This is a genomic window from Streptomyces sp. NPDC058000, assembly GCF_042886435.1.
Classification (GTDB): Bacteria; Actinomycetota; Actinomycetes; order Streptomycetales; family Streptomycetaceae; genus Streptomyces.
Window position 1 is genome coordinate 1 of sequence record NZ_JBHVQS010000079.1, and the last position, 21,362, is coordinate 21,362.

Sequence of the window (21,362 nt, forward strand, 5' to 3'; positions counted from 1 at the left end):
TGAGTTGCGCACGAGTCACACAGGAGTCCTACCCGATCAGCACTCCGTCCGGGACTCAAAACTCGATTCTGATCACAACCACAGACAGCCCCTAGATCCACCGCCCCGAGCAAGAGCCATCAGACACTGCCTAGGTGGGTCCCGGCTGCTCCTCCATCGCCTGCTCGGCCGGCGATCACTGCGGCGCGCATGTGCAGTGAGCCGCGGGCCGCGAGTGCAGACGGCGCATTTCTCTGAGGCACTCTGCCCACGGCCTGTTCGAGCGCGCGCAGACCGGCCGCGTGCGCCTTGGCGGCAAAGTAGGTCTCTGTGCGCACATAGGCGACGGTCGAGTTCATGAGGGGGTCGTCAGCATGGTTCGCTGCCCACCGCATGAGGTCGATGATTCGCGCAGAGAGGTCTCGCGCACCGGACTTGAATGCGACGGCGTCCGCGGCCCGGCACGCGTCGACCAACAGGCGGGCTGTCGCGGGCCGACTGGCTGCGGATGCGGTCTGCAGGGCGCGGCACAGTTCAGCGATGAGCGCTGGAGCGGTGCGTGAAATCCGTACGTACTGTGCGCTGAGCCGATAGCCAACGAGTGAGGAGACAACTTCTTGCAGCGTGCCCAGATCGCGATGCGGGCCGTCCTCCGGCGATTCGTACTCTGCCAGAACGGCGGATAGTGCCGGCATGGCTTGGTGGACGTGATCGTCTCGACGTTCCTGGTCTGGCAGCAGTCGGGCAGGATCGATGCTGAGGGCCGTTGCCAGCGCTTCAAGTACCGCGTCCGAGCAACCCCGCTCCCCGCGCTCGATCTTCCTGAGCGTGCCGAGCGCAATGCCTGCGACGCGAGCCAGTTCGGACTGGGTAAGCCCGGCGATCCGGCGCTCGTAGGCAATCCGAGGGCCTACCCCGTGGTACACGACGCTGGGCATACGGGTCTCCGTTCGGCGCAGTCACTCCGAACCGTACGCGCGCCATCACGGAACGGGTACGCGAACGGCCCCGCCCGCGTGACGTGGGCGGAGCCGTGCGGTTGACCCTCACCCCCAGCGGACCACGTCCACCAAGTCGGTCAGGCTCTGCACCTGCCAGTCCGCGGTCTGCGCCTCGCCGCTGTCCGCCCACAGATGCCCCAGCGGACCGCGGCGCAGGTGCGCGGTCACCAGTCCCGCCGCGCGGGCCGGGCCGACGTCGTTCTGCGGGTGGTCGCCCACGTACAGCACCTCGCTCGCCGGGACCCCGGCCAGCTCTACCGTGCGCGCGAAGAACTCGGGGGCCGGCTTGGCCACCCCCCACTCCCCGGAGGTGGCCAGAGCGTCCACTGGCAGGTCGAGCGCGCGCAACAACTCGCCTGCCCTAGCCGTCTGGTTGCCCGCCACGATCACCCGGACCTCGGTCTGCTGCAGCGCCGACAGAGCCGGCCGAACATCCGGGTAGAGATCTGACTCGTCCAGGAACTCCCCATGGCCGGCCCGCTCCATCGCCGCCCGCTCGGCCTCGATGTCGATCCCCGGGCGCACAAGCCGCAGCGCGTCTGCGTTGTCCCGCCCCTGCGCGACCACTGCACCCACGAGGGCAGACAGCGTGTGCCGGGCCACGCCGAGCCAATCGGCCCACGCACCCCACCCGCGGTCATCCCGAATCAGAGTCTCCCCGACATCGAATGCAACAGCCCGGATCATGTGGTCAGACTACGGTGACGCATCCCTCCGCCATTGGTCGGTGGCCGGGCGTGCCATTTCGCTCCATGGCGACCACTTGCGTCCATGACGCCACCACCGAGGCCAACGCGCGGATCCGCGCGTTCATGGCCGCCTGCGTGGGACGGGCGCTTCATCGGCGTCCCGCTCCACGTACGACCGCAGCCGCGCATGGGTGTCGGCCGAGAACGGCTCCGTCACCAACGCGACCGCCAGCTGCGTCGCCCGCCGGCGAATCGCCACCAGCCGCAACTCCTCCGCCATCAGCTCCACCGCTTCTCCCTCATGTCCCAGCCCCTCGCTCACGACGGCTCCCTCCGCTGCATCCGGTGCGCGGAATCCCCCCGCACACACAGAGAAGGGAGCGAGATCGGCCCTGATGTGACACAGCGCCCGAAGAACTTCCGACGGCTTCCTCACGCCGCCTCGGCCCACTGCGGCGCCGCCTGCCGTAACCGCGACACCGCCCGGCTACGCCGACGACGCAGCGCCACCGGGCTCACCCCCCCCACGCCGATGCCGCCGCGGCATCCTGCGGCGCGCCCTCGCGGTAGTGATCGCAGATCCCGGACGCCGCCTCCGTGGTGAGCACCTCGCACTCCAGCGCCCACACCAGGAGCGCGACCATTTCGCCGCGGGCCCCCTCGAGCTCCTCCACCGCACTCGCTGCTGCGTGAAGGCCGGCCTCCTCGGTGGCCCGCGCCAGCAGCACCGGGTCGACAGCGTCCTCAGGCTCGACACCACCCGGAAGCGCCGCCGCCCACGTCTCATCCAAATGCTCAGAGGGCGCCAGCTCCCGCTTGAGCTCACGCGAAACCCGGTGCCACAACTCCAGCCGCAGACCCGTCGCGACCTTCCGCGGCCGCCGAGCAATCGGGAAGGTGCGCACCACCTCCCACAGGGAGGCGATCACCACCTGCGCCACGTCCTCGATGTCCTCGCCGCTGCGCGCACAGCCGCGCAGTACGCGGCAGGCATGCGGGAGCATCGCCTGAACCAGCACGCGGGCGGCCAGTTCTGCATCCCGTCCGTCGCCGGCACTCACCCGGTGCAGCAGGACACCCATCCAGGCGTGATGAACCCCGGTTCATCACGCCTAGCGCCCTTCCGTAGAAGAGTGCACAGCTCACCCAGATCGGCGGGGGCCTGGCCCTCGTCCAGCACACCGGCGCCGAGCATCCAAGACCGCCCCCGATCGCAGTTGCCGCGGTCGGCGCACAGCCACTCCCATTCGGTATTCAGACGTGTGACCAACGTCGGCTGTACGGCATCCACGGCAGACTCCTTTCGGATCGACTGCCGTGAACTCTGCTCAGCACCCCTTACCAAACTGCTTGCCCTGCAAAGGGAAAGCCGCAGGTCAATTGGGGTATCCAGCGGGGTAACCAGTGGGGTATCCGCACCCGAGTAGGGGTAGTCGGCCTGCGGAGGCCGTCCCGGAGGCGGCCGATGGCCTCTCCAACTGCCGGGTGCGCCCGCTCGGATGGCCACCACCCGCCCGAGCGGCACTCAGCGCTGGCGAAGCACCACGCCCGTGTCACGTGGCCCGGAGCTGCCACTCCCGGTACGGAACTGCGGTAGGCAATCGGTGGCGCCGAGGCGAGCCGTGACTGCGCAGTTGGCGGAGGACGACCTCGGCTGCTCCGTGTAGCTGAGGATCCTGGCCGGCCCCCGAAAGTAGGTGCGGCTCGGAGCAGTCCGGGGCCAGTACCACCGTAGGTACCACCGTAGGTACCACCGTGGGTTCCACGGTGTGTTCCACCGTAGGTACCACCGTGCGTACCAGGTCGTTTTGGAACCCAGGTGCATCCGAGCAGATCAGGGCGTGTGGGTATCGGTTCCCGCTGCTGACACCTCTTCCTCAAGAGGAGGAAGAGGCCCCTTCCCTCTTCGTTTGGGACCGCGCGGCGCGGTGCGTGGTCCAGCCGGTACCGCTCCGTGGTGCGGTACGGCTGGGCCTCTCGCGTCGCCGGCCGCGGCCGTCAAACCCCCGCCTACACATCTTCCGGAAGCAGGCGCAGACGATCCGCCTGGCCCCCACCACCCTGCGCTGATCCCGGACATGGAAGCCTGTCGAAATGGCGGGGCGGGGCTGCGCGCGGGTCACTCAAGACGGCGGGTGTGGGCCACCGCCTGGAGGGCTTCGTTGCGTGCTCCTTCGTGGGTGTCCGCCAGTACCCGGCCGATGACCGTCGGCAGCACGTCCCGGCGCAGATGGTCTCCGAGCGAGTAGCGCCCGCGCCAGGCGTCGTCGGTGATGGGGTCGGGCAGCGCGGTATGGGCGGCCTCGATCACCAGATCCGCGAGTTCCGTGCCGGTCATCGTTTGCCCGGCAGCGACCCGTCTCCGAAACCCTTCAGGTCGTGGTGGCCGTTCTCAGTCCGTGCGATGGACTGCTGGCGAGGACACCGGACCGCGCGACGTCGAGTGTGTGAAGGTGCGGCGGTAGGCGGTGGGGGTGGTGTCCAGCGTGCGCCGGAAGTGCAGCCGCAGGTTGGCTGCCGTGCCCAGCCCGCAGTCCCGCGCCACCTGATCCACGGAGAGGCCCGTGGTTTCCAGCAGTTCCCGCGCCCTGCCGAGCCGGGCGTTGAGCACCCACTGCAACGGGGTCGTGCCCGTCTCCTCGGTGAACCGGCGCATGAAGGTGCGTTGTGAGAGGCCCGCGTGCCGGGCAAGCACGCGCAGCGTGAGCGGCTCGCCGAGCCGGTGCAGGGCCCAGCCACGGGTACCGGACAGCGACGCCTCACCGGCCACCGCGACGGGAGCCGGCACGTACTGGGCCTGCCCACCGTCCCGGTGCGGGGCGGCGACCAGGCCGCGGGCGATCTGGTTGGCCACCTCCGCGCCCAGGTCGCGGCGCACGATGTGCAGGCACAGGTCGATGCCGCAACACACCCCGGCCGAGGTGAGCACGTCGCCCTCGTCGACGTAGAGCACGTCGCGGTCGACCGTGACGGCCGGGAAGTCCCGCTCGAACGCGTCGATGTGCTTCCAGTGGGTCGTGGCGTGCAACCCGTCCAGTACGCCCGCCGCGGCCAGCGCGAAGGCGCCCGTGCAGATCGACACCACACGCCTGCCTCGGTCGCGGGCTTCGGCCAGTGTGTCGAGCACGGCGTCCGGCAACGGGCGGATCGGTTCGAAGCCCGGCACGATCACGGTGTCGGCGGTGCGCACCTGCTCCAGGCATCCGTCGGCGATCAGTGTGAAACCCGCGGTGGTGGCCACCTTCGTGTCCAGCGCGCACAGGGTCATCTCGTAGGGGGTTTCCGGCCGGGTGGTGAAGATCTGCGTCGGGATCGCCAGGTCGAGCGGGGTGACCCCGTCCAACGCCAGGACCGCGACTCGATGGGCTGCCATGGCAAGATTCTAACGAAGTAAGGAAATATTGCCTCTCGCCAGGTCAGGGTGGCCGCGGCCAGGCTGAGGACATGACCGGACCTACCCGCGAGGCGACCGCCGACCCGATCGCGCTGCCCAGCACACCACTTGCCGACGCCGTCATGAACCTCATCCGACCGGTGGAAACGCCGTCCGTCTTCAACCACAGCATCCGCAGCTACCTGTTCGCCCGGCTGGCCGCCGGCCGCCTCGGCCTGGCCGTCGGCCACGACTACCGGGACGACCTGCTGTTCGCCGCGTGCGCGATGCACGACCTCGGGCTGGCGTCGGACGGCCCGCACCGGCAGCGGTTCGAGGTCGAAGGCGCCGACCGAGCCGCCGAATTCCTCATCCAACAGGGGACGTCCACAGCCGACGCCGACCAGGTCTGGCAGGCCATCGCCCTGCACACCTCCCCGGGCATCGCGGAACGCCGCGGCACGCTGTGCGTGCTCGTCCGCGAAGGCGTCGCCCTCGACTTCGGCGGCCCGGTGGGCGCCGACCACCTCGACGCGGTCACCGACGAGCAGGCCGACGCCGTCCACGCCGCCTATCCACGGCTGGACATGATCCGCTCACTCACCGACGCGATCGTCGCGCAGGCCGCGAAAGACCCGAAGAACGCACCCCGCTACGCGATCCCCGGCGAATTCCTCCGTGAACGCGAGACCTTCGGCCGAACCCGGCTGGAGCACGCCTGCCGTTCGTCCCGCTGGGGCAACTGACTCCACGGACTCCACCACCACGCGTCAACAAACAAGTCAACAGAGATTCAACAAAGGACAGGAAGCACCGCAATGACCGTCCACACCGTCGAAGTCCCCGAGAACAACGCGGTCTTCGGGGAGACCACCAACGCCTTCGCAAGCTTCGGCTACTCCGCCGCGGTGCGTGCGCACGGCCTCTTGTTCATCGCCGGAACGATCGGTCGCCGCGCCGACGGAACCATCCCGGACACCATCGAGGAGCAGACCGAGATCGCCATCCGGAAGATCGAGGAGATCCTCCGGATGGAGAACCTCGACATGTCCGCCCTCGTCGACGTCACCAGCTACCACGTCGACATCCGCCGGCACCTGCCCGGCTTCATCAAGGCCAAGCAGCGCCTCGTCGAAGCGCCCTACCCGACCTGGACGATCATCGGGGTCAGCGGCCTCGCCAGCGCGGGGCTCCTCGTCGAGATCCGCGCGACCGCCGCCTATCCCGACGCATCCCGGTAGACCGCCGCTCCTGGGCCCGCTCCCGGGCCCGGGAGCCCGTCACGGCGGACGTGGAGTCCGTCATGAAGACCGTTCGGCGTCCCGGCCCGCCCGGCCTCGCGCCGCCGGCATCGACGGCCATGTCGTTCCTGAAGAAGGCGAAGGAGGAGTTGGAGGCGCTCGGCTCGCAGAGCGAAAGATGACCGAGACGCTGACCGGCAACTACCGGTTCACCAAGCGATGCTCGGCATCGCCCGGCACCGCAACCTGGCGCTCACTGGATAACTCACCCCCCATACGGGACAACCTCTAGTCGTAGGCCCGTGTCAACGGCCCGGCTCTGGCATTGCAGTTGCCAGGGCCGGGGCTGTTGGCGGAGCGTAGCCACCGCCGTGTGCAGCGGTTACGGCTCGGGTGGCAACGCTCTGGGAGGCGGATTACCAGCTGCCGCGGGGGCGTACGGCACCAAGTCGGACTTCGCGCCGACACTCGCGGCAGTTCGGCAAGCCGCTCACGATCCGGCCCTCCTCTTTCGACCAGGAGAAGTTGCACAGCGACGTGAGCAGGTCTTTGGTGGCGTCGGCGGTGGCGTGGGAGCCGTGGCCCGGAATGTTCCACGTGTCTGTCGTCCCGCCGAACGTCTCCAACCCACTTGACGACGCATAGAAGCGACCTTGGTACACCCCCATGGCGATCGTGGCGATGTCACCTGTGGTGTTCCGGTGCTTTCTTCGCCTTGGGCACATGGCCTAGCGTCGGCCGTAGGACCGGTGCATGGCGGGCCAAGAAGTCCCACAGCTGGTCAGCGACCGGCCCGTGCGGCCGGTCGCGCCGGCGAGCCGCCGAGAGTTCCTCAACCACACCGGGAAAGTGCCGTCCGGCGATGGAAAGCAGGCTTCCGTCACGCAACTCGGTCTCGATCATGAACCGCGGCACGTGTCCCCACGCCATGCCGTGCAAGATCAGCTCCTTCTTCATGAGGTGGTCCGGAACGGAGCTCCGAGGCGCGCCTTCGACCAGGAAATGGCCTTGCTCCGACGGATGCCGCGCCGAATCCCGGACCATGCATTGGGTGAATGCCTGCATCCGCTGCGGTGTGATGTCGGTGTCCGGAGGGAAGGGCAGGAAACCGGGCGCCACGACGGGCACCAGCGCGACGCGGCCGAGATCGATCCACTCCATCCGCACGTCGCTTTTGGGGACGCGGTGCACGATGAGGTCGGCTTCGTCCTCCAGCAGCCGCTCCCAGGGGCCGGTGACCGTCTCGAACTGCAGGTGCAGTCGTGTCTGCGGGCACTGCGCGAAGAAGCGGCTGAGCATCTCCAACACCGGTGGGAGTGGACACAGGTCCCCTAGCACCACTCGCAGTTCGGCCTCTTCGCCCATCGCCAACTGCGCGGCGTAGGTCTGCAGCTCCTCGGCCTCGTGCAGCAGCAAGCGCACCTTGCGGTGGAAGGCCTGCCCCGCCTCGGTGAGCTGAACCCGATAGCCCGAGCGATCCAGCAGGTCCAGGCCCAGCTGGCGCTCCAGCTTGGCGACTGCGGCGAACACAGAAGGGTGCGAGCGGTGCAGCCGCTCGGCGGCCGCCTGGAAGCCGCCGTCGAGCACAACGGCGTTGAAGCACTGCAACTCGTGGAGCGTGAAGTTTGACATTGTCCAGCAAACCTACAGGGCTCGTTCGATCTTTGTAATAGAACTCTGCAGGTGGCGCTCATAGGCTGAGCGCATACCCGCTAGATCACTGGAGCTGACATGACTTCTCAGACCCGTACTGCCATCACCACCGGCGATGGCGTCCGCATCGACTACCGCTTCGACGGTGACGAGAACAAGCCGGTGCTGTTGCTCTCGAACTCCATCGGCACCGACCTCCACATGTGGGACGGCCAGGTGTCGGCCCTGACCGAGCACTTCCGGCTGCTGCGCTACGACGCGCGCGGCCACGGCGCTTCCGATGTCCCGAGCGGCCCCTATTCCCTGGACCGACTGGGACGCGACGTGGTGGAACTGCTGGATGCCCTGGGCCTGCAGCGGGTGCACGTGCTGGGCCTGTCTCTGGGCGGAATCGTCGCGCAGTGGTTGGGGATCCACGTTCCGGAGCGCGTTGACCGCCTGGTGCTCTCCAACACCGCCGCGTACCTCGGCCCGGCGAATCAGTGGGATCGACCGATCGCCGAACTGCTGGAAGCCTCCGACATGCAGGTCACCGCGGAGAGGTTCCTGCACAACTGGTTCCCGGCCCGCATGCTGCAAGGCGACGACGAGGTTGTCGAGGGCTTCCGCCGCACCCTGCTCGCCACGCAGCGCGAGGGCGTGGCCGGGAGCTGGGCTGCGGTGCGCGACTACGACCTGCGCCGCACGGCCACGCTCATCCACAACCCGACACTGGTCATCGCGGGCGAGCACGACACCGTCACGTCCGCCGACCACGGCAAGGAGCTCGCCGCGACCGTCCCCGGCGCGCGGTTCACCGTCCTGCCCACGGTGCACATGGCGAACGTCGAAGCGCAGGCGGAGTTCGTGGACGCTGTGGTGGCCTTCCTCACAGAACAGTCTTGACGGCTACTGCGTCGTGTCTGGACGGCTCCTTCCCACTGTCCCGACCAACAGGCTCTGACCTTGATTCTGTCGGTGATCTTGGATTTTCCCGGTGCGACGGCATGATCGACGGGCATGCTCGGGGCTGTTCCGCAGGCCGATGCAGTTGTTGGGGTGTCCGCTGTCCGTCCGTCCCCGTTCCGGTGAGCAAGTCCCTTCTCTGACCGCGCAGATCGCGCGGGCAAGCAACCCGGGCGGTACGACGGCGATGTGGGTGGGGGACCGGCTGGACGGGCTGTGGTGCGACGAGGACTTCGCGGCTGGTACCCGCGCGACGGACGCCCCGGCATCTCGCCCGCCCAACTGGCCACCGTCTGTGTGCTGCAGTTCCTGCTCGGCCTGTCGGACCGGCAGGCAGCGGAAGCGGTCCGCTGCCGCATCGACTTCAAATACGCGCTGTGCCTGGAGCTGGACGATCCGGGCTTCCACCACAGCGTGCTGGCCGACTTCCGCGAGCGCCTCGCCCAGGACGACCGCGCCGGCCGTCTTCTCGATCTGGCACTCGCGCGCCTGAAGGAGGTCGGACTCGTGCGCGAGCGCACCACGCAGCGCACCGACTCCACCCACGTCCTGGCCGCGGTGCGCGACCTGACCCGGCTGGAACTGGTCACGGAGGCGGTCCGTGCCGTGCTGGAAGAAGTGGCCCGCACGGCCGGGCATCTGCTGGTCGACCTGGTCGACGAGGACTGGGGGCGCCGCTACGGCCGCCCGGTCCGTCTGGGCAAGAACCCCACCCGGCCCAAGGCCAGGATCCTCGCCGCCGGCGACGATGCCTGCCGACTGCCGCAACGCCTCCACCGGCACGGACCGGGCTACCGGCCCGGCCCACAAGCCGAGGCCCTGCGGCAGATCGTCGTGCAGAACCACTACCGAAGGCCCCGGCGTCCTCCCGGCCGGCCCGGCCCCGGCGGCACTGGCCACGCTGGCGCTGCGCTGCGCCGCGCCCTGCCCGCCTCGCGTCCGGTCAGGTGCTGTTCGACCTGCTGACCCTGGTGTGGCGCACCGGCGCCGACTTCGCCGGCGACCTGCCGGCCGTCCTGGACCACTTGCACGGCCTCGCCGAGTCCCTCACCCGCCTCGCCGGCTTGTCGCCCGTGTCCGGCCCGGACGCCACCACGCCCGCGCCCGCGCCCGCGCCCGCGCCCGAGGTCGACGACGGCGACGGCGATCCGGACGCTGGTGGGAACCCAACCCGGCTGGGGGCCGGTTGGGCTCGGACCCGGCCTTGCGCGCGTTGGAGTGCTTGCTGGAGTACGCCGTCGCCCGGGCCCGCTCGGGCGCTGCGATGCCCGAGGACGTCTTCACCGGCTCGCTGGCGCCTTGGCCGTGCGCGCCGGCGACGAGGTGGTCGTCACCGCGATCGGTGTGCACTTGCCGGCCCTGCACCGCCACTCCGGCGGGTTCACCGCCGCGCACCCCGAGTTGTATGCGCCCGCCCCCGGCCGGCCGTCGCCGGCCGCCGCGTGGCTGCGCTGGGGCGGGCCCGACGCACTGCCGCTCGCCGCCGTGGAACGTGGCCGACTCCTGGACGCAGTGCGCGCGACTGCCCGGCGCCGGCCAGCGCCTCGCGCACGCCCTGCTAACTGGTCACCATGACCGACTCGGTTGATGAGGATCTTTGCAAATCCCCAGGCCGCTCACCTCCCCAGTTGGTTGCGACTTCAGCAAAGGTGGGGTTGGCCAGCAGCGTTGGCTGACGATCGCGCGTACTCGTCGAACAACTCGGCTCGCGGCCGACGTCTCGTCATGGGAGCAGCAGCCCCCAGGAGAGCGCCCAGGGGATGAAGAGCAGTCCGCCGGCGAGGAGTATCGCGAGCCGGACGGCGCCACTGCCGTCCCGCCTTCGCCACCAGACGACGATGGTCGTCACCGTGGTGGCCACCGTGGTCGCGGCGAGGGTCTGCAGGCCCAGCCAGGGCAGGGTGCGGCCGTCGAGCAGCGGGCCGAGCGTATACCCGCCGGTGTCGGCCACCAGAAACAGCAGATAGAGGAGGCTGAGGGCGGTGCTGGCCAGGCCGGCGGCGGCGAGCAGCCGGGCCGGTGCCGGCCCGGCCCGGCCCGGGCCGCCGGTCGGCCGGGCGGGGTTCTCGCGCCGGCTGGCGGCCCGCTGGGCGCGCACCCTCCCGCCGACGGTGCCGGACGGGGACTGGCTGGTCGTGACCGAGGCGCTGTTGAAGGACGCGGTGGACGCCGAGCACGCCGGCACCTCCGCGATGATGGCGGCGACCGCCGTTCCTCGTGTCCTCCGGCGAGGCAACCGGCGGTAGCGGTTGGGTGCCTCGCCGGGAATTTCGCGGGCGAGGCACCTGACCTCAGTCATTCAAAAGCCGTTTGGGAACGTATTTGAGCACTCATCTCGAATGGTGCGCATGGTCGTTCCTGTGGCAGTCAAGGAAGCTGAAATAATTGAGAATTCGCAGGGGCCCTCGCGTTGTTGGCGGAGGCGTTGAGAGAATCCCCGGCCGTCCCCGACAACCCGGTACTGCGCCGTGACGCGCAGCGCACCTCACCGAACGGGGACGTTGAGACGACGTTCCATGTGGTGCAGGTCGGCGGCGCCATGGACGTCATTTCCTACCAGCGCCGTACGCCCCGCCGGGCGGGGCCGTCTGTCCGCAGACAGCCCCGGGCTGGGATGTCAGGTTCATCGCGCAGTGGCGCTCACTTCTCGCACAGTGCCGTGTCGAGCAGCTCGTACAACGGCTGGACGGGGTTACTGAGAGGGGTGAGCGCATTGGTCACCACGGCGGCGTGGCGGCCGTCCTCGGTGACCATGGTCTGCGTGTAGTAGCCCGTCACATCGCCGTCGTGCCCCCAGGCCACACCGCCGCAGGGCAGGGGGTGCTTGATCAGACCGAGTCCGTAGCCGAGGCCAGGGGCGATGTCCCTCGCCTTCTTCATCTCGGCCAGGCTCGCCGGTGACACGACCCTGCCGCCGATCAGCGCCTGGTAGAAGGTGCTGATGTCCTGTTCCGTGGAGATCATCGCGCCTGCGGTGCTGTAGATGGACGGCTCGAATGCCGTCAGTACGTCCGTCCAGAAGAAGAACGGGCCGATACGTACGCCGTTGTACCCGTGCACGGCCGGCTCGGCCACGGCGCGGTTGCCTGCGGCAGGGAACGTGGTCTGGGTGAGATTGAGCGGCTGGATGATCCGGCTCGTGATCACCTGCGCCACCGGCGAACCGGTGACCTTCTCGATGAGAAGGCCGAGGATTTCGTAATTGGTGTTGGAGTAGTGCCACTCCGCGCCCGGCGCTGAGGCCGGGGGATGTTTGAGCCCGTCCCGCACCAGTGCGGCCAGGGTGAAGGTGCCGTCCGGGTTGGCCTCCGGGGCCGTCGTAGTGTTGGTCGGGATTCCGCTGGTGTGCTGCAGCAGTTGCCGCACCGTGATGGTGTTCCCGTCGTAGCCGTTGCCGTTGACCACTCCGGGAAGGTACTTCTCGATCGGTGCGTCGAGGGAGACCTTGCCCTCGTCGACGAGCTGCATCACCACCGCCGCGGTGAAGCTCTTGGTCTGGCTCCCGATGCGGTAGTGGTCAGCCGGCCGGATGGGCGTGTTCGTGTTGATGACGGCCGTACCGGAGGAGTAGGTCCAGGAATCGGTGCCGCTGCCGGCGAGGATCCCGGCCCCGGGACCCCCGGCCGCCTGGAACTTGCTCAATGCCGCCCGCGTGGCGGCGTGGTCACCGGCCGACTGGGCGGACGCCGACGACGGCAGCATCAGCACTGCCGCTGTCACCGCGCCCAGCACGGCCGTCAGTCTTCTCGCGCGCGACTTCCCTGCCACAGCTCCCCCTTGGTGGCTCCCGGTACACAGGCACGAACACGCGGAATTCTCGCCGTCTTCAAGCCGTCGCCAGAAGTGGGTTGTCGGCCAAGCACATTCGGTCAGGGGGATACGAGGGGGCACCAGTTCCCCAGCTCCCGGGCCGTCGTGCCCTCGTACAGCGGCGTCTCGCCGTTGTCCCAGCGCACACGGTGCCGCTGCCGACCTCGCCCCGGGCGCCTCCCGAACTCGTCAACATCGACTTCGTTGCGCTGACCGTGCCTCCGGAACTCGTCGGGCCAGGCGGTCGTCGGTCAGCTTCAGGCCGTTGTGACTGAGTGTTCTTGTTGGCCAGTTGAGCGTGCGACGAGCAGCGCAGCGCCGGGCGCCCAAGCGTGTCTGAGGATCACACTGTCCGGATGCGGCAAGGACCAGTGACCTCCGGCTGCCGGTCGCTCTCCTTGCCTGCTTGATCGAGGCTGGAAGAGACTGGTGTCCTTTCGGTGGGGAACGGCGGGGAGACAAGCGATGACCACGACGAGAATCGGCACCGTCCGGGGGGAAGACGAACCGCCGCCGCCGAGGGCCGGAGGGAACCGCCTGATGGGTGCGGCACTGATCGTCCTGTCCCTGGCCTCCGCGCTGACCTGCTCTTTCGTCTTCACCACCTGGCTGCCCACCGATCGCGCCCTGTACCGGGAGTACAAGGCGGCCAAGGCGTGCCCCGCCCGCACGGTGATACCGAGGTCGGAGGACTGCCTGCGGAAGGTCACCTTCACCGTCGAGAACACCCGGAATACCGCCAAGGACCTGCGGGCGACCCTGCTGGGCTCGGAGCCCTTCCCGAGGATGGTCGTGCCGTTCGGCGACTCGGGGCCGGTACTGAGCGGACTTCAGCGCGGGGACCGGGTCACGGGCACCGTGTGGCGCGGCGTCGTCGTCGTGGTCGCCGAGGGGGACTTTCGGCAGAATTCCTCTGACGCGCCGCGCGACGAACCCCAGATGACAGCCGCCGTCGGCACGTTCGCGGGGCTGCTGGCGGCGTTGGCGCTGATGTTCGGTGCGATGCACCTGGCAAGGCCGCGCGACCCCGGACTCTTCACCTGGCGCCCGTACGGCAAGTGGCTGCTCATCGTCACGGGGGCCACCTGCGCCGTCGTGGGTCTGTCGGCCGTGTGGACGGGCCTGCCGTGGTTGCTCGTGCCCACGCTCTGCGGGGCGGTCGTCGCAGTTGCGGCGTGGTTCCTCCACCGAGACCTGCGGCTCGGACGGGTCGGCCGGTAGAACGGGCATGACCTTGCGAGCAACGGACGTTCAGTGCCGCCTTACGGTCCGACGGTGGGACTGAAACGCGTCCCGCAAAACGGGCCCGACCGAGAGTTCCAGGCTGTTTTGGCACCTGAAGCGGATCAATTCGGAGATGCAGACGAGTGCTGTCACCTGGCCAGGCGGCTTGCGTGCCAGCTGGCGTGACACCGCCAGGCTTGATGCACAGTGGTCGATCCGGACCGGACACCGCGCATGCTGCCCTTGAGAGACGGCCACAGCGAAGGCACTCCGGAAGTTAGACGACACCCTGTCCTGAGGCCGGCGGAGTTGGAGGCCATCCTTGAGGGCGGCCGAGCACGGCCCGGCCGATCGCCGGTTGTGTGCCGCACCCGGCTGCGCGGCTCCCCACTCGCCGCGCTGAGCCGGAGCCCAGGCGTCTCCCGAAGGCTTCGCCTCAGCGGCCCGTCGCAAGATTGGCACCGCCGGTGCAGTCCAGCACGACGCCGGTGACGAAGCCGTTCCCGGCGAGCATCCGGATGGCGCTCGCAACGTCCTCCGCTCGGCCGACGCGGCCGGTCGGCGTCGTGGCGGCCAGGCCGTCGAAGAGCTCCTTGCGCTGCTCAGCCGGAACCCGGTTCCACCACGGCGTGTCGATGACGCCCGGCGAGACCGCGTTGACCCGCAGCGGGGCCAGCTCGACGGCCAGTGGCGGCACCATCGCCTCCAGCGCACCGTTGATCGCGGCGAGTCCCGCTGTGCCGGGGAACGCCGCACGTGCCGATGCCGCGCCGACCAGGGTCACCGAACCCTCCCGGCGCATCCGGGGCAGGGCGGCCTGCAGGATTCGTATGTACGGCCAGAACTTGCCGTCGAAACCGGCCGCGAGGTCCGCCAACTCCAGTTGAGCGAAAGGGCCACTACCCGCAGAGCTGCTGAGCGCCAGCACCAGATGGTCGACCGGCCCCGACTCGGCGAAGAAACCGTCGACGTCCGTCTGGTCGGCGCCGTCCATCCGGTATGCCGTCGTCTTGCCGCCGATGCGCTCGACTGCCTGGTCGAGTCGTTCCCGGCTGCGCCCGGTGACGATCACCTCCGCACCGTCCGCGGCGAACCGCGCTGCCGTCTCCTCGCCGATACCGGAGCTGCCGCCCATGACGACGACGCGCTGTCCGGTCAGTTCCCCCGAGCCGTTCTGAAGCATGGCCTGCCCTCACCTGTCGATTTTAACGAGACTGTCGGTCTCGACAAATCTTTATCGAGACTGCCGGTCTCGTCAAGGGTTTAGAATCAAGACGAGGGCCAGCCGCCGAGTACCAAGGATCGAGTCATGGACAACCACCGCCCCCACACCGGTAGACGCCGCAACGAACACGTCCGCCAGGCGATCCTTGACGGCGCGCTGCGTCTGCTCGCTTCCGCGCAAGGCAGCCCCGTCACCGTGGAGGCGATCGCGCGTGAGGCGGGAGTGGGAAAACAGACCATCTACCGCTGGTGGCCCTCGAAAGGTGCCGTCCTGCTGGAGGCGCTGACCGACCGCGCGGAAGAAGCGGCACCGTCACCCGACACCGGCAGCCTCCACAGCGACCTCCGCGCCGTCATCGCCGCGACATTCGTCGGCGCCCAGGACCCGTCTACCGCCCCCGCCCTGCACACTCTCGTACGCGAAGCAGCCCGCGACCCCCATCTCGCCGAGTTGATGCAGGCGTTCACCGGCACCCGTCGGGCCGTGCTGCGAGAAGTGCTCACCCGCGGCCGGGAACGCGGTGAATTGCCCGCCGGGCGCGACCTCGACCTGATGGTCGATCAGGTATACGGGGTGTTCTGGTACCGCTTCCTTCTCGGGCACGCCCCCCTGACGGAGGAGATCGCCGACCTTCTCACCGACTCGCTCATCGCGCCGAGCTGCACAGGCGAGCCGGCCCCCGCTTGAGGTCCCCGCCGCGGAGCGGCGGTGCCATGACCTGCCGCGGATGTTTGACCGGGAAGGCATCAGGCCCCACCGGACAGGCATCCAGGACCGCCCTCCGCTGCCGCTGCGCCCACCAGTGGCACGAACCTGAACTCGCGGTTCGGATGTCCGGGTGCCGGATCAGGTGATGCGGTGTCCCCCGTCGACGTGCACCACGGTCCCGGTGATGAACCCGTTGCGCATCAACGACAAGAACGCCTGGGCGATGTCGTCGGGGGTGCCGACACGCCGGACCGGGAGTCGCTCGGCCAGCTCGGCGAAGGCTGCCTGTTTGTCCATGCCGAGTTGGCTCCAGATGGGGGTGTCCACCCAGCCAGGGGAGATCACATTCACTCGCATCGGTGCCAGTTCTATCGCCAGCCCGTAGGCCAGCGATGCGAGCGCGCCGTTGGCTGCAGCCATGATCGTGTTCGACCCGTTCGGTCGGTAGGCATTGATGCCCGAGGTGAAGGTGATCGAGCCGGTGACTTTCCCGGCCGCATGCTTGCCGATCAGCCAGGCACCGAGCAGCTTGGTGTCCACGACGGACCGTGCGATTGCGGTGGCGACGTCGGCGGTCCGCCCGTACACGCCCGACGCGTCCGCGGCGGTGACCGCCACGTGGTCCACTCGCTCCACCTGCGCGAACAGCTCGGCCACGTCCTCCTCCCGCGCCAGGTCGGCCTCGAACGTGCTGATCTCCCCCCGCTCGGCAGGCTCCAGTTCCGCCCGGGCCGCCGCGAGCCGGCTCGCGGATCGGCCGACGATCGTTACATCCATGCCCTCGGCGAGCAGGTTCCGGGCCAGGGCAAAGCCCATGCCGGAGCCGCCACCAATGATGATCGCGTTGGTCATGATGCGAGGCTGCACCACCGAATCAGTACAGGGGAGGCCGCATGGTTCCTAGGTGTGACACAGCCCCCAGGCACGGATCGGTCGGTGGCAGAATCGAAGCCGCGAACGCGACGGCCACGTTTCTTCGGGTCCGACGCGGGCAGATCGGACCGGCCGATGTCGGGCTGCCCACCGGTCCGGGCATCCGGCGCACACCCGGGCTGCGCCGCGAGGAGTTGGCGCCACCCATGGCACGACGCGCAGTCGCCGCCCCTCCCGGCCGCTTTCCCCCTCCAACTCCACGGCCGTGTCACGAACGAGCGCATCCTCATCTTCCAACGCGTCCGAAGCACTCAGACTCTCGCGGATCTTCCCCACCACAACCAGAACAGGACCCTGGCCGGAACAGGCGAGATGACGCGCCGCGTCCCGCATCAGCACGCTCTTTCCCACCCCGGTCGGTGCGTTGAGCACACTCATCGCGCCGACCGGAAGCCTCAGCTCGCCCGTTGTCCGGCCGAAGGCATCCGTCAACCTGTCGAAGAACGACGTGAGCAACCCTGGCTTCCACCCAAACCGCTACGGGGGCATGAGTGTGGTCATGACCGCGCCGTTGCCGGTGGGGCCGCCGTCCGCACGACCGACTCCCAAACTCATCGACATCGACATCGACATCCTGGAGTGGCAGGTGCCTCCCGCAGCCGTCAACAACCGCTGTCGTGAGTCGTCGATAAAGCCATAAGGACCACCTCCTGAGAGAAGGGAGCTGTCCGCAGCGGCACCGCAGGATCTGCCGCACGCTCTTCGCTGCGGGGGATGGAAACGGTGTAGAGGTCGTCGGGGCCGAACGCCCACAGTCCCTGCCCCGCTACCGGCAGCGGCTGATCCAAGGCGAAGCGGTACTCCTCTGCCTCCGCCACCAACCGCTCGGCCAATGCCATGGGCTCTTGAGCATGGGACGCCACCAGCCACCGTGCCTCGTCGGCATCGGCCTCCTCTGGCAGAGCGAACAGAGCAAACGGCTCCACCCCATACTCAACCGCGGCGCGGAAGAACGCCTCCCGCTGCGTCAGATCGACCTCATCCGGCGCTCCGGTGGTCACCCGGTCGCCGGAGCTCGGCCTGCACGCGCGGGCGTTGGTTGGCCGGCGGGCGACGAGGGTCGCGTCGGGGCACGGTGATCGGCGTCGACCACGACCAGACCGCAGTCGACGCCGCGAGCGAGCGCACCGCCAACCAGGACACCGTCACTGTTCAGCTCGGCGACATCCACGACCTGCCGCTGGCGGACCGCGCCACCGACCGTGCCCGCACCGACCGGGTACTGCAACACGTCGCCGATCCCGTTCGGGCGCTCTGCGAAATCCGCCGCGTGCTGCAGCCCGGCGGACGGCTCGTCATGGGCGAGCCCGACTGGACCACTCTGGCCGTCGACCATCCGGACAGCGACCTTTCGCGCGCCTACACCCAGTACGCCCGCTACAAGGGCAGGCTGCCAGCCCAGCACTTCCCGCCGCCGTAGTCCGTCATGTCTCGCGCCACGCGTACGCGGAGCAGTGGAACGGAGACCAGCCCGACGATCTGGACAGTTCGACCTGGCACATCACCGAGGAAGGCTCTGGGCGCTACGCGCTGTGCAACCGCCGCAGCGGACACTGGCTGCGCATCCGGGGGTTCAACCCGGACCCGGGCATGGAGTTGGAGCAGGGGGAGAAGTGAGGACGACCAGAAGAACCGCGCTTATGCGCTGTGGTACTTCGAGCCCGTCGACGCCCAGGGCAAGGCTATCCCGGGCGGGACCGTGCCGGGACAGGCCGGGGAGCAGGCCGGCAGCGGGCAGACCGGGGCCGCGGCCGAGCCGGGCGTCTGCGGTGGCAGGCGCGAGTCCTACCTCGGCACCTTCAAAGGGACGTACAAGCGCGAACCGGCAACCGGCGTCCTCAAGCCCACGTTTGAAGGTGACTTCGCTGACGCGCTGGGGCAGATGGCCAATTACGCGGAAAGCGGTAGCTGGGATCTGACCGCCCGCTTCTTCATGGACGGCACCACCCGCAGGGTCGAGGCGACCTTTCAGCGCGGCAACGCGACGCACACCGAGGTCCACGAGTACGTCGTGAACCTCAACAACCGCTCTGTTGAGTTCAACGCCCATGCCGAAGCGACACCCGATTCCGGTGAGGAATTCGACTACCAGGTGGAGGAGCCCGGCGTCTCGAAGAAGGGACACCTCGGCGGCATCAGCACCGAATACAACGTGGCCTTCGCCCTCTCGGCGGCGGAGCCCCGCCCCGGGACCGACATCCCGCTGCGGCTGTACCAAAACCGCACGGACACCCGCGGGATGCGGCACATCGTCGAACTCCGCCGCGTGGAGTGACGGGCCCGGTCTCCAGGCCCGGAGCGGTCACCGAAAGCGCGCACCTTCTTCGGCCCCGGCCGTGCAGCGGCCGGGGAGGACTTCCTGTTCAGGCTGCTGCCCCGAAGCATCAGCAGGCAGAGCCCGACCCCTGGGAAATGTCCCGGCGGGCCTGCGCGTTGAGCAGGTCGGCGACGGCCTCGTTCAGCAGCGCGATGAAGAAGTCCCGGTTGGCTATGTACGACAGCTCGTGCCCGGAGACCCCGACCCGCCCCACCGGCTTGCCGCCCGCGCCCGGCCCGGCCGCCGCCGCGCCCGTGCCCGAGGTCGACGACGGCGATCCGGCCGTGGTGGGGAACTCGACCCGGTCGGAGGCATGTTGGGCTCCGATCCGGCGGTGCGTGCGCTGGGGTGCCTGCCGGAGTACGCCGCCGCCCGGGAGTGCACGCTGCCCCATGGAAGGGCATCCGATCCATGCCGCTTCAGAGATCTTCATATCGTGATCCTCCGAATGGTCCATAGAGAGCGAGATGGGCACTCGGAGTGTTTCAGGAGTCCAGTCGTGTGCTACGACTCATGAAACATGATCGCCGCAGGTGCACTGTCGGCCGTCCACCTGTTTCACGAGCGACCCTGTCAGTACTGCTCGGTCTCGACGAACCCAGCGTCCGCGTCGCCACCGCCGAACGCGGCGGCGATCGGGTCGAATCCGGACGGGCTGTCCCTGAAAGCCAGGCCCATGCCGGCCAGCTTCGCCTTGACCTCGTCGATCGACTTCGCACCGAAGTTGCGCATGTCGAGCAGATCCGCCTCCGATCGAGCCACGAGTTCACCCACCGAGTGGATGCCCTCGCGCTTGAGGCAGTTGTAGGAGCGGACGGTGAGCTCCAGCTCCTCGATCGGCAGCGCGAGCTCGGCGGCCAGAGCCGTGTCCGTCGGGGACGGACCCACGTCGATGCCCTCGGCGTCGATGTTCAGCTCGCGCGCCAGACCATACAGCTCGACCAGCGTCTTGCCGGCCGAGGCCATGGCGTCGCGCGGACGCATCGCCTGCTTGGTCTCGACGTCGACGATCAGCTTGTCGAAGTCGGTGCGCTGCTCGACACGGGTCGCCTCGACCTTGTAGGTGACCTTGAGGACCGGCGAGTAGATCGAGTCGACCGGGATCCGGCCGATCTCCTGGCCGACCTGCTTGTTCTGCACGGCGGAGACGTAGCCGCGACCGCGCTCGACAGTCAGCTCGATCTCCAGCTTGCCCTTGCCGTTGAGCGTGGCGAGCACCAGGTGCGGGTTGTGGACCTCGACACCGGCCGGCACGGCGATGTCGGCGGCGGTGACCAGACCCGGGCCCTGCTTGCGCAGGTGCATCACGACCGGCTCGTCGCAGTCTGAAGAGAGGTCCAACTGCTTGATGTTGAGGATCAGGTCGGTGACGTCCTCCTTGACGCCCGGCACCGTGGTGAACTCGTGGACGACACCGTCGATGCGCATGCTGGTGACCGCGGCACCGGGGATCGAGGCGAGGAGCGTACGGCGCAGGGAGTTGCCGAGCGTGTAGCCGAAGCCCGGCTCCAGCGGCTCGATCACGAACCGCGAGCGGAACGCGTCGACAACCTCTTCAGTCAACGCGGGACGCTGAGCAATCAGCATGGGTACTGCCTCCGTTCTTCGGCGCCCGCTATTTGACGCCGTAGACACTGCAAGGATATGGGCGGTCCGACACCACAAGAGGCCGCACCGCCGTTGCCTCGGGCTCAGTTGCGCGGGCACGGCCTGGCCCGCCGGCGGCCAGCAGCGCGGGGGCGTCATGGCCTTCGCTCGCCGCACCGCCTCCGCGCTGGCTGGGCGAGGGCGATGCCGCGTGGGAGCCGGCCGCCTTCGCCCCTCAGCCGGCCCGGACAGCGAGGGCGCGGATACCGGCGGCTGCGCTCGCGGCCGGGCTGCCGCTCGGCGCGCTCGTCGGGGCCACCCAGGCGGACGAGATCTGGCTTCCTCTGGCCTGCGCCAGCGCCGAGGCACCCCGTGCCCAGGACAACGCCTGTCTGGCCACCGAGCGCGTTGCCGCCCGCGCGGCCAGCAGTGACGCCGTGCTCCTGGCCGCTTACCTGCTCGTCCGTCCTGCCGCCGCGGCGTGGCGAACGACTCCGGAGATCCGCCGGTACGCCCGGGCCTGCTGAGGTCGCCGAGGCCCTACCCGCGACCGCCCCTCCCGCCGAGGTGGAGCAACTGCGCCGAGGCCGCTCGACGCTGTCCGGACCCGACCGACCAGCCCCTGCCAGGTCCTCTTGCCACACATCGTCTTCCACCGCAAGAGTGGGGAGATGGAC

At 68.9% G+C, this 21,362-nt stretch carries 22 protein-coding genes and 1 pseudogene; 9 read left to right on the forward strand and 14 right to left on the reverse strand.

What is annotated here, in order from left to right; all coding sequences use genetic code 11:
- Positions 1-119 precede the first annotated feature (119 nt).
- The 6 genes from ACFVT2_RS39220 to ACFVT2_RS39245 form a co-directional block, all read right to left on the reverse strand.
- Positions 120-917: a helix-turn-helix domain-containing protein gene (locus tag ACFVT2_RS39220; protein WP_390026159.1), complete on the reverse strand. Its 798-nt coding sequence runs from the start codon at positions 915-917 to the stop codon at positions 120-122.
- A 108-nt stretch (positions 918-1,025) separates the two neighbouring features.
- Positions 1,026-1,667 (reverse strand): HAD family hydrolase, encoded by a 642-nt coding sequence (locus ACFVT2_RS39225; RefSeq protein ID WP_390026161.1) that lies wholly within the window; start codon positions 1,665-1,667, stop codon positions 1,026-1,028.
- A 123-nt stretch (positions 1,668-1,790) separates the two neighbouring features.
- Positions 1,791-1,991 (reverse strand): hypothetical protein, encoded by a 201-nt coding sequence (locus ACFVT2_RS39230; RefSeq protein WP_390026163.1) that lies wholly within the window; start codon positions 1,989-1,991, stop codon positions 1,791-1,793.
- Positions 1,992-2,184: 193 nt separating this feature from the next.
- The gene (locus ACFVT2_RS39235) at positions 2,185-2,751 is read right to left on the reverse strand and encodes an RNA polymerase sigma factor (protein ID WP_390026165.1); all 567 of its coding nucleotides are present in this window, start codon (positions 2,749-2,751) and stop codon (positions 2,185-2,187) included.
- 1,037 nt (positions 2,752-3,788) lie between these two features.
- Entirely contained in the window at positions 3,789-4,007 is a 219-nt protein-coding gene (locus tag ACFVT2_RS39240; RefSeq protein WP_390026168.1) for a hypothetical protein, read from the reverse strand.
- A gap of 54 nt (positions 4,008-4,061) precedes the next feature.
- On the reverse strand, positions 4,062-5,042 hold the full coding sequence (locus tag ACFVT2_RS39245) for a GlxA family transcriptional regulator (protein ID WP_390026170.1): 981 nt from the start codon (positions 5,040-5,042) through the stop codon (positions 4,062-4,064).
- Positions 5,043-5,113: 71 nt separating this feature from the next.
- Here ACFVT2_RS39245 and ACFVT2_RS39250 point away from each other — a divergent pair, with 71 nt between their 5' ends.
- Positions 5,114-5,788 carry an HD domain-containing protein gene (locus ACFVT2_RS39250; protein WP_390026173.1) on the forward strand — a complete coding sequence of 225 codons (675 nt, stop codon included), beginning with the start codon at positions 5,114-5,116 and terminating at the stop codon, positions 5,786-5,788.
- 72 nt (positions 5,789-5,860) lie between these two features.
- On the forward strand, positions 5,861-6,283 hold the full coding sequence (locus ACFVT2_RS39255; RefSeq protein ID WP_390026175.1) for a Rid family hydrolase: 423 nt from the start codon (positions 5,861-5,863) through the stop codon (positions 6,281-6,283).
- A gap of 684 nt (positions 6,284-6,967) precedes the next feature.
- Here the strand turns inward: ACFVT2_RS39255 and ACFVT2_RS39260 are convergent.
- Positions 6,968-7,915 (reverse strand): LysR family transcriptional regulator, encoded by a 948-nt coding sequence (locus tag ACFVT2_RS39260; protein ID WP_390026178.1) that lies wholly within the window; start codon positions 7,913-7,915, stop codon positions 6,968-6,970.
- Positions 7,916-8,014: 99 nt separating this feature from the next.
- On the opposite strand from ACFVT2_RS39260, the gene pcaD reads away from it, so the two are divergent.
- Together pcaD and ACFVT2_RS39270 are read left to right on the forward strand one after the other, a co-directional pair.
- Positions 8,015-8,821 carry a 3-oxoadipate enol-lactonase gene (gene pcaD, locus ACFVT2_RS39265; protein WP_390026180.1) on the forward strand — a complete coding sequence of 269 codons (807 nt, stop codon included), beginning with the start codon at positions 8,015-8,017 and terminating at the stop codon, positions 8,819-8,821.
- Between the two features lie 279 nt (positions 8,822-9,100).
- Positions 9,101-9,847, forward strand: a complete 747-nt coding sequence (locus tag ACFVT2_RS39270; protein ID WP_390026182.1) for a transposase — start codon at positions 9,101-9,103, stop codon at positions 9,845-9,847.
- A gap of 757 nt (positions 9,848-10,604) precedes the next feature.
- On the opposite strand, the gene ACFVT2_RS39275 is transcribed toward ACFVT2_RS39270, so the two are convergent.
- Together ACFVT2_RS39275 and ACFVT2_RS39280 are read right to left on the reverse strand one after the other, a co-directional pair.
- Entirely contained in the window at positions 10,605-11,180 is a 576-nt protein-coding gene (locus tag ACFVT2_RS39275; protein WP_390026184.1) for a hypothetical protein, read from the reverse strand.
- 341 nt (positions 11,181-11,521) lie between these two features.
- On the reverse strand, positions 11,522-12,649 hold the full coding sequence (locus tag ACFVT2_RS39280; RefSeq protein WP_390026187.1) for a serine hydrolase domain-containing protein: 1,128 nt from the start codon (positions 12,647-12,649) through the stop codon (positions 11,522-11,524).
- A 507-nt stretch (positions 12,650-13,156) separates the two neighbouring features.
- Here ACFVT2_RS39280 and ACFVT2_RS39285 point away from each other — a divergent pair.
- On the forward strand, positions 13,157-13,912 hold the full coding sequence (locus ACFVT2_RS39285; RefSeq protein ID WP_390026189.1) for a hypothetical protein: 756 nt from the start codon (positions 13,157-13,159) through the stop codon (positions 13,910-13,912).
- 439 nt (positions 13,913-14,351) lie between these two features.
- Here the strand turns inward: ACFVT2_RS39285 and ACFVT2_RS39290 are convergent, their stop codons facing one another.
- Complete coding sequence (locus ACFVT2_RS39290; protein ID WP_390026191.1) at positions 14,352-15,098, reverse strand: SDR family oxidoreductase; 747 nt, start codon at positions 15,096-15,098, stop codon at positions 14,352-14,354.
- Positions 15,099-15,224: 126 nt separating this feature from the next.
- Between ACFVT2_RS39290 and ACFVT2_RS39295 the strand changes: the two genes are divergently transcribed.
- Positions 15,225-15,827: a TetR/AcrR family transcriptional regulator gene (locus ACFVT2_RS39295; RefSeq protein WP_390026193.1), complete on the forward strand. Its 603-nt coding sequence runs from the start codon at positions 15,225-15,227 to the stop codon at positions 15,825-15,827.
- Positions 15,828-15,986: 159 nt separating this feature from the next.
- Here the strand turns inward: ACFVT2_RS39295 and ACFVT2_RS39300 are convergent, their stop codons facing one another.
- Positions 15,987-16,700, reverse strand: a complete 714-nt coding sequence (locus ACFVT2_RS39300) for an SDR family oxidoreductase (RefSeq protein WP_390026196.1) — start codon at positions 16,698-16,700, stop codon at positions 15,987-15,989.
- 92 nt (positions 16,701-16,792) lie between these two features.
- Between ACFVT2_RS39300 and ACFVT2_RS39305 the strand changes: the two are divergent.
- Positions 16,793-16,921: pseudogene (locus tag ACFVT2_RS39305) on the forward strand (transcriptional regulator); the annotation flags it as partial.
- A gap of 462 nt (positions 16,922-17,383) precedes the next feature.
- Here the strand turns inward: ACFVT2_RS39305 and ACFVT2_RS39310 are convergent.
- Positions 17,384-17,782, reverse strand: coding sequence for a hypothetical protein (locus ACFVT2_RS39310; RefSeq protein ID WP_390026231.1), 399 nt, complete (start codon positions 17,780-17,782; stop codon positions 17,384-17,386).
- Between ACFVT2_RS39310 and ACFVT2_RS39315 the strand changes: the two genes are divergently transcribed.
- On the forward strand, positions 17,677-18,201 hold the full coding sequence (locus ACFVT2_RS39315; RefSeq protein ID WP_390026228.1) for a methyltransferase domain-containing protein: 525 nt from the start codon (positions 17,677-17,679) through the stop codon (positions 18,199-18,201). The genes ACFVT2_RS39310 and ACFVT2_RS39315 overlap by 106 nt on opposite strands.
- 279 nt (positions 18,202-18,480) lie before the next feature.
- Positions 18,481-19,056, forward strand: coding sequence for a hypothetical protein (locus ACFVT2_RS39320; protein WP_390026199.1), 576 nt, complete (start codon positions 18,481-18,483; stop codon positions 19,054-19,056).
- A 109-nt stretch (positions 19,057-19,165) separates the two neighbouring features.
- Here the strand turns inward: ACFVT2_RS39320 and ACFVT2_RS39325 are convergent, their stop codons facing one another.
- Positions 19,166-19,492 carry a hypothetical protein gene (locus ACFVT2_RS39325; protein ID WP_390026201.1) on the reverse strand — a complete coding sequence of 109 codons (327 nt, stop codon included), beginning with the start codon at positions 19,490-19,492 and terminating at the stop codon, positions 19,166-19,168.
- A 179-nt stretch (positions 19,493-19,671) separates the two neighbouring features.
- Positions 19,672-20,685, reverse strand: a complete 1,014-nt coding sequence (locus ACFVT2_RS39330) for a DNA-directed RNA polymerase subunit alpha (RefSeq protein WP_390026203.1) — start codon at positions 20,683-20,685, stop codon at positions 19,672-19,674.
- Positions 20,686-21,362 lie beyond the last annotated feature (677 nt).

Bases quoted from the DNA above. Each gene is read 5' to 3' on its own strand.
- ACFVT2_RS39250 (WP_390026173.1), top strand. From the start codon at position 5,114: ATGACCGGACCTACCCGCGAGGCGACCGCCGACCCGATCGCGCTGCCC.
- ACFVT2_RS39290 (WP_390026191.1), bottom strand. From the start codon at position 15,098: ATGCTTCAGAACGGCTCGGGGGAACTGACCGGACAGCGCGTCGTCGTC.
- ACFVT2_RS39325 (WP_390026201.1), bottom strand. From the start codon at position 19,492: ATGGGGCAGCGTGCACTCCCGGGCGGCGGCGTACTCCGGCAGGCACCC.
- ACFVT2_RS39255 (WP_390026175.1), top strand. From the start codon at position 5,861: ATGACCGTCCACACCGTCGAAGTCCCCGAGAACAACGCGGTCTTCGGG.
- ACFVT2_RS39285 (WP_390026189.1), top strand. From the start codon at position 13,157: ATGACCACGACGAGAATCGGCACCGTCCGGGGGGAAGACGAACCGCCG.
- ACFVT2_RS39220 (WP_390026159.1), bottom strand. From the start codon at position 917: ATGCCCAGCGTCGTGTACCACGGGGTAGGCCCTCGGATTGCCTACGAG.
- pcaD (WP_390026180.1), top strand. From the start codon at position 8,015: ATGACTTCTCAGACCCGTACTGCCATCACCACCGGCGATGGCGTCCGC.
- ACFVT2_RS39275 (WP_390026184.1), bottom strand. From the start codon at position 11,180: ATGACTGAGGTCAGGTGCCTCGCCCGCGAAATTCCCGGCGAGGCACCC.
- ACFVT2_RS39300 (WP_390026196.1), bottom strand. From the start codon at position 16,700: ATGACCAACGCGATCATCATTGGTGGCGGCTCCGGCATGGGCTTTGCC.
- ACFVT2_RS39245 (WP_390026170.1), bottom strand. From the start codon at position 5,042: ATGGCAGCCCATCGAGTCGCGGTCCTGGCGTTGGACGGGGTCACCCCG.
- ACFVT2_RS39260 (WP_390026178.1), bottom strand. From the start codon at position 7,915: ATGTCAAACTTCACGCTCCACGAGTTGCAGTGCTTCAACGCCGTTGTG.
- ACFVT2_RS39240 (WP_390026168.1), bottom strand. From the start codon at position 4,007: ATGACCGGCACGGAACTCGCGGATCTGGTGATCGAGGCCGCCCATACC.
- ACFVT2_RS39295 (WP_390026193.1), top strand. From the start codon at position 15,225: ATGGACAACCACCGCCCCCACACCGGTAGACGCCGCAACGAACACGTC.
- ACFVT2_RS39235 (WP_390026165.1), bottom strand. From the start codon at position 2,751: ATGGGTGTCCTGCTGCACCGGGTGAGTGCCGGCGACGGACGGGATGCA.
- ACFVT2_RS39225 (WP_390026161.1), bottom strand. From the start codon at position 1,667: ATGATCCGGGCTGTTGCATTCGATGTCGGGGAGACTCTGATTCGGGAT.
- ACFVT2_RS39330 (WP_390026203.1), bottom strand. From the start codon at position 20,685: ATGCTGATTGCTCAGCGTCCCGCGTTGACTGAAGAGGTTGTCGACGCG.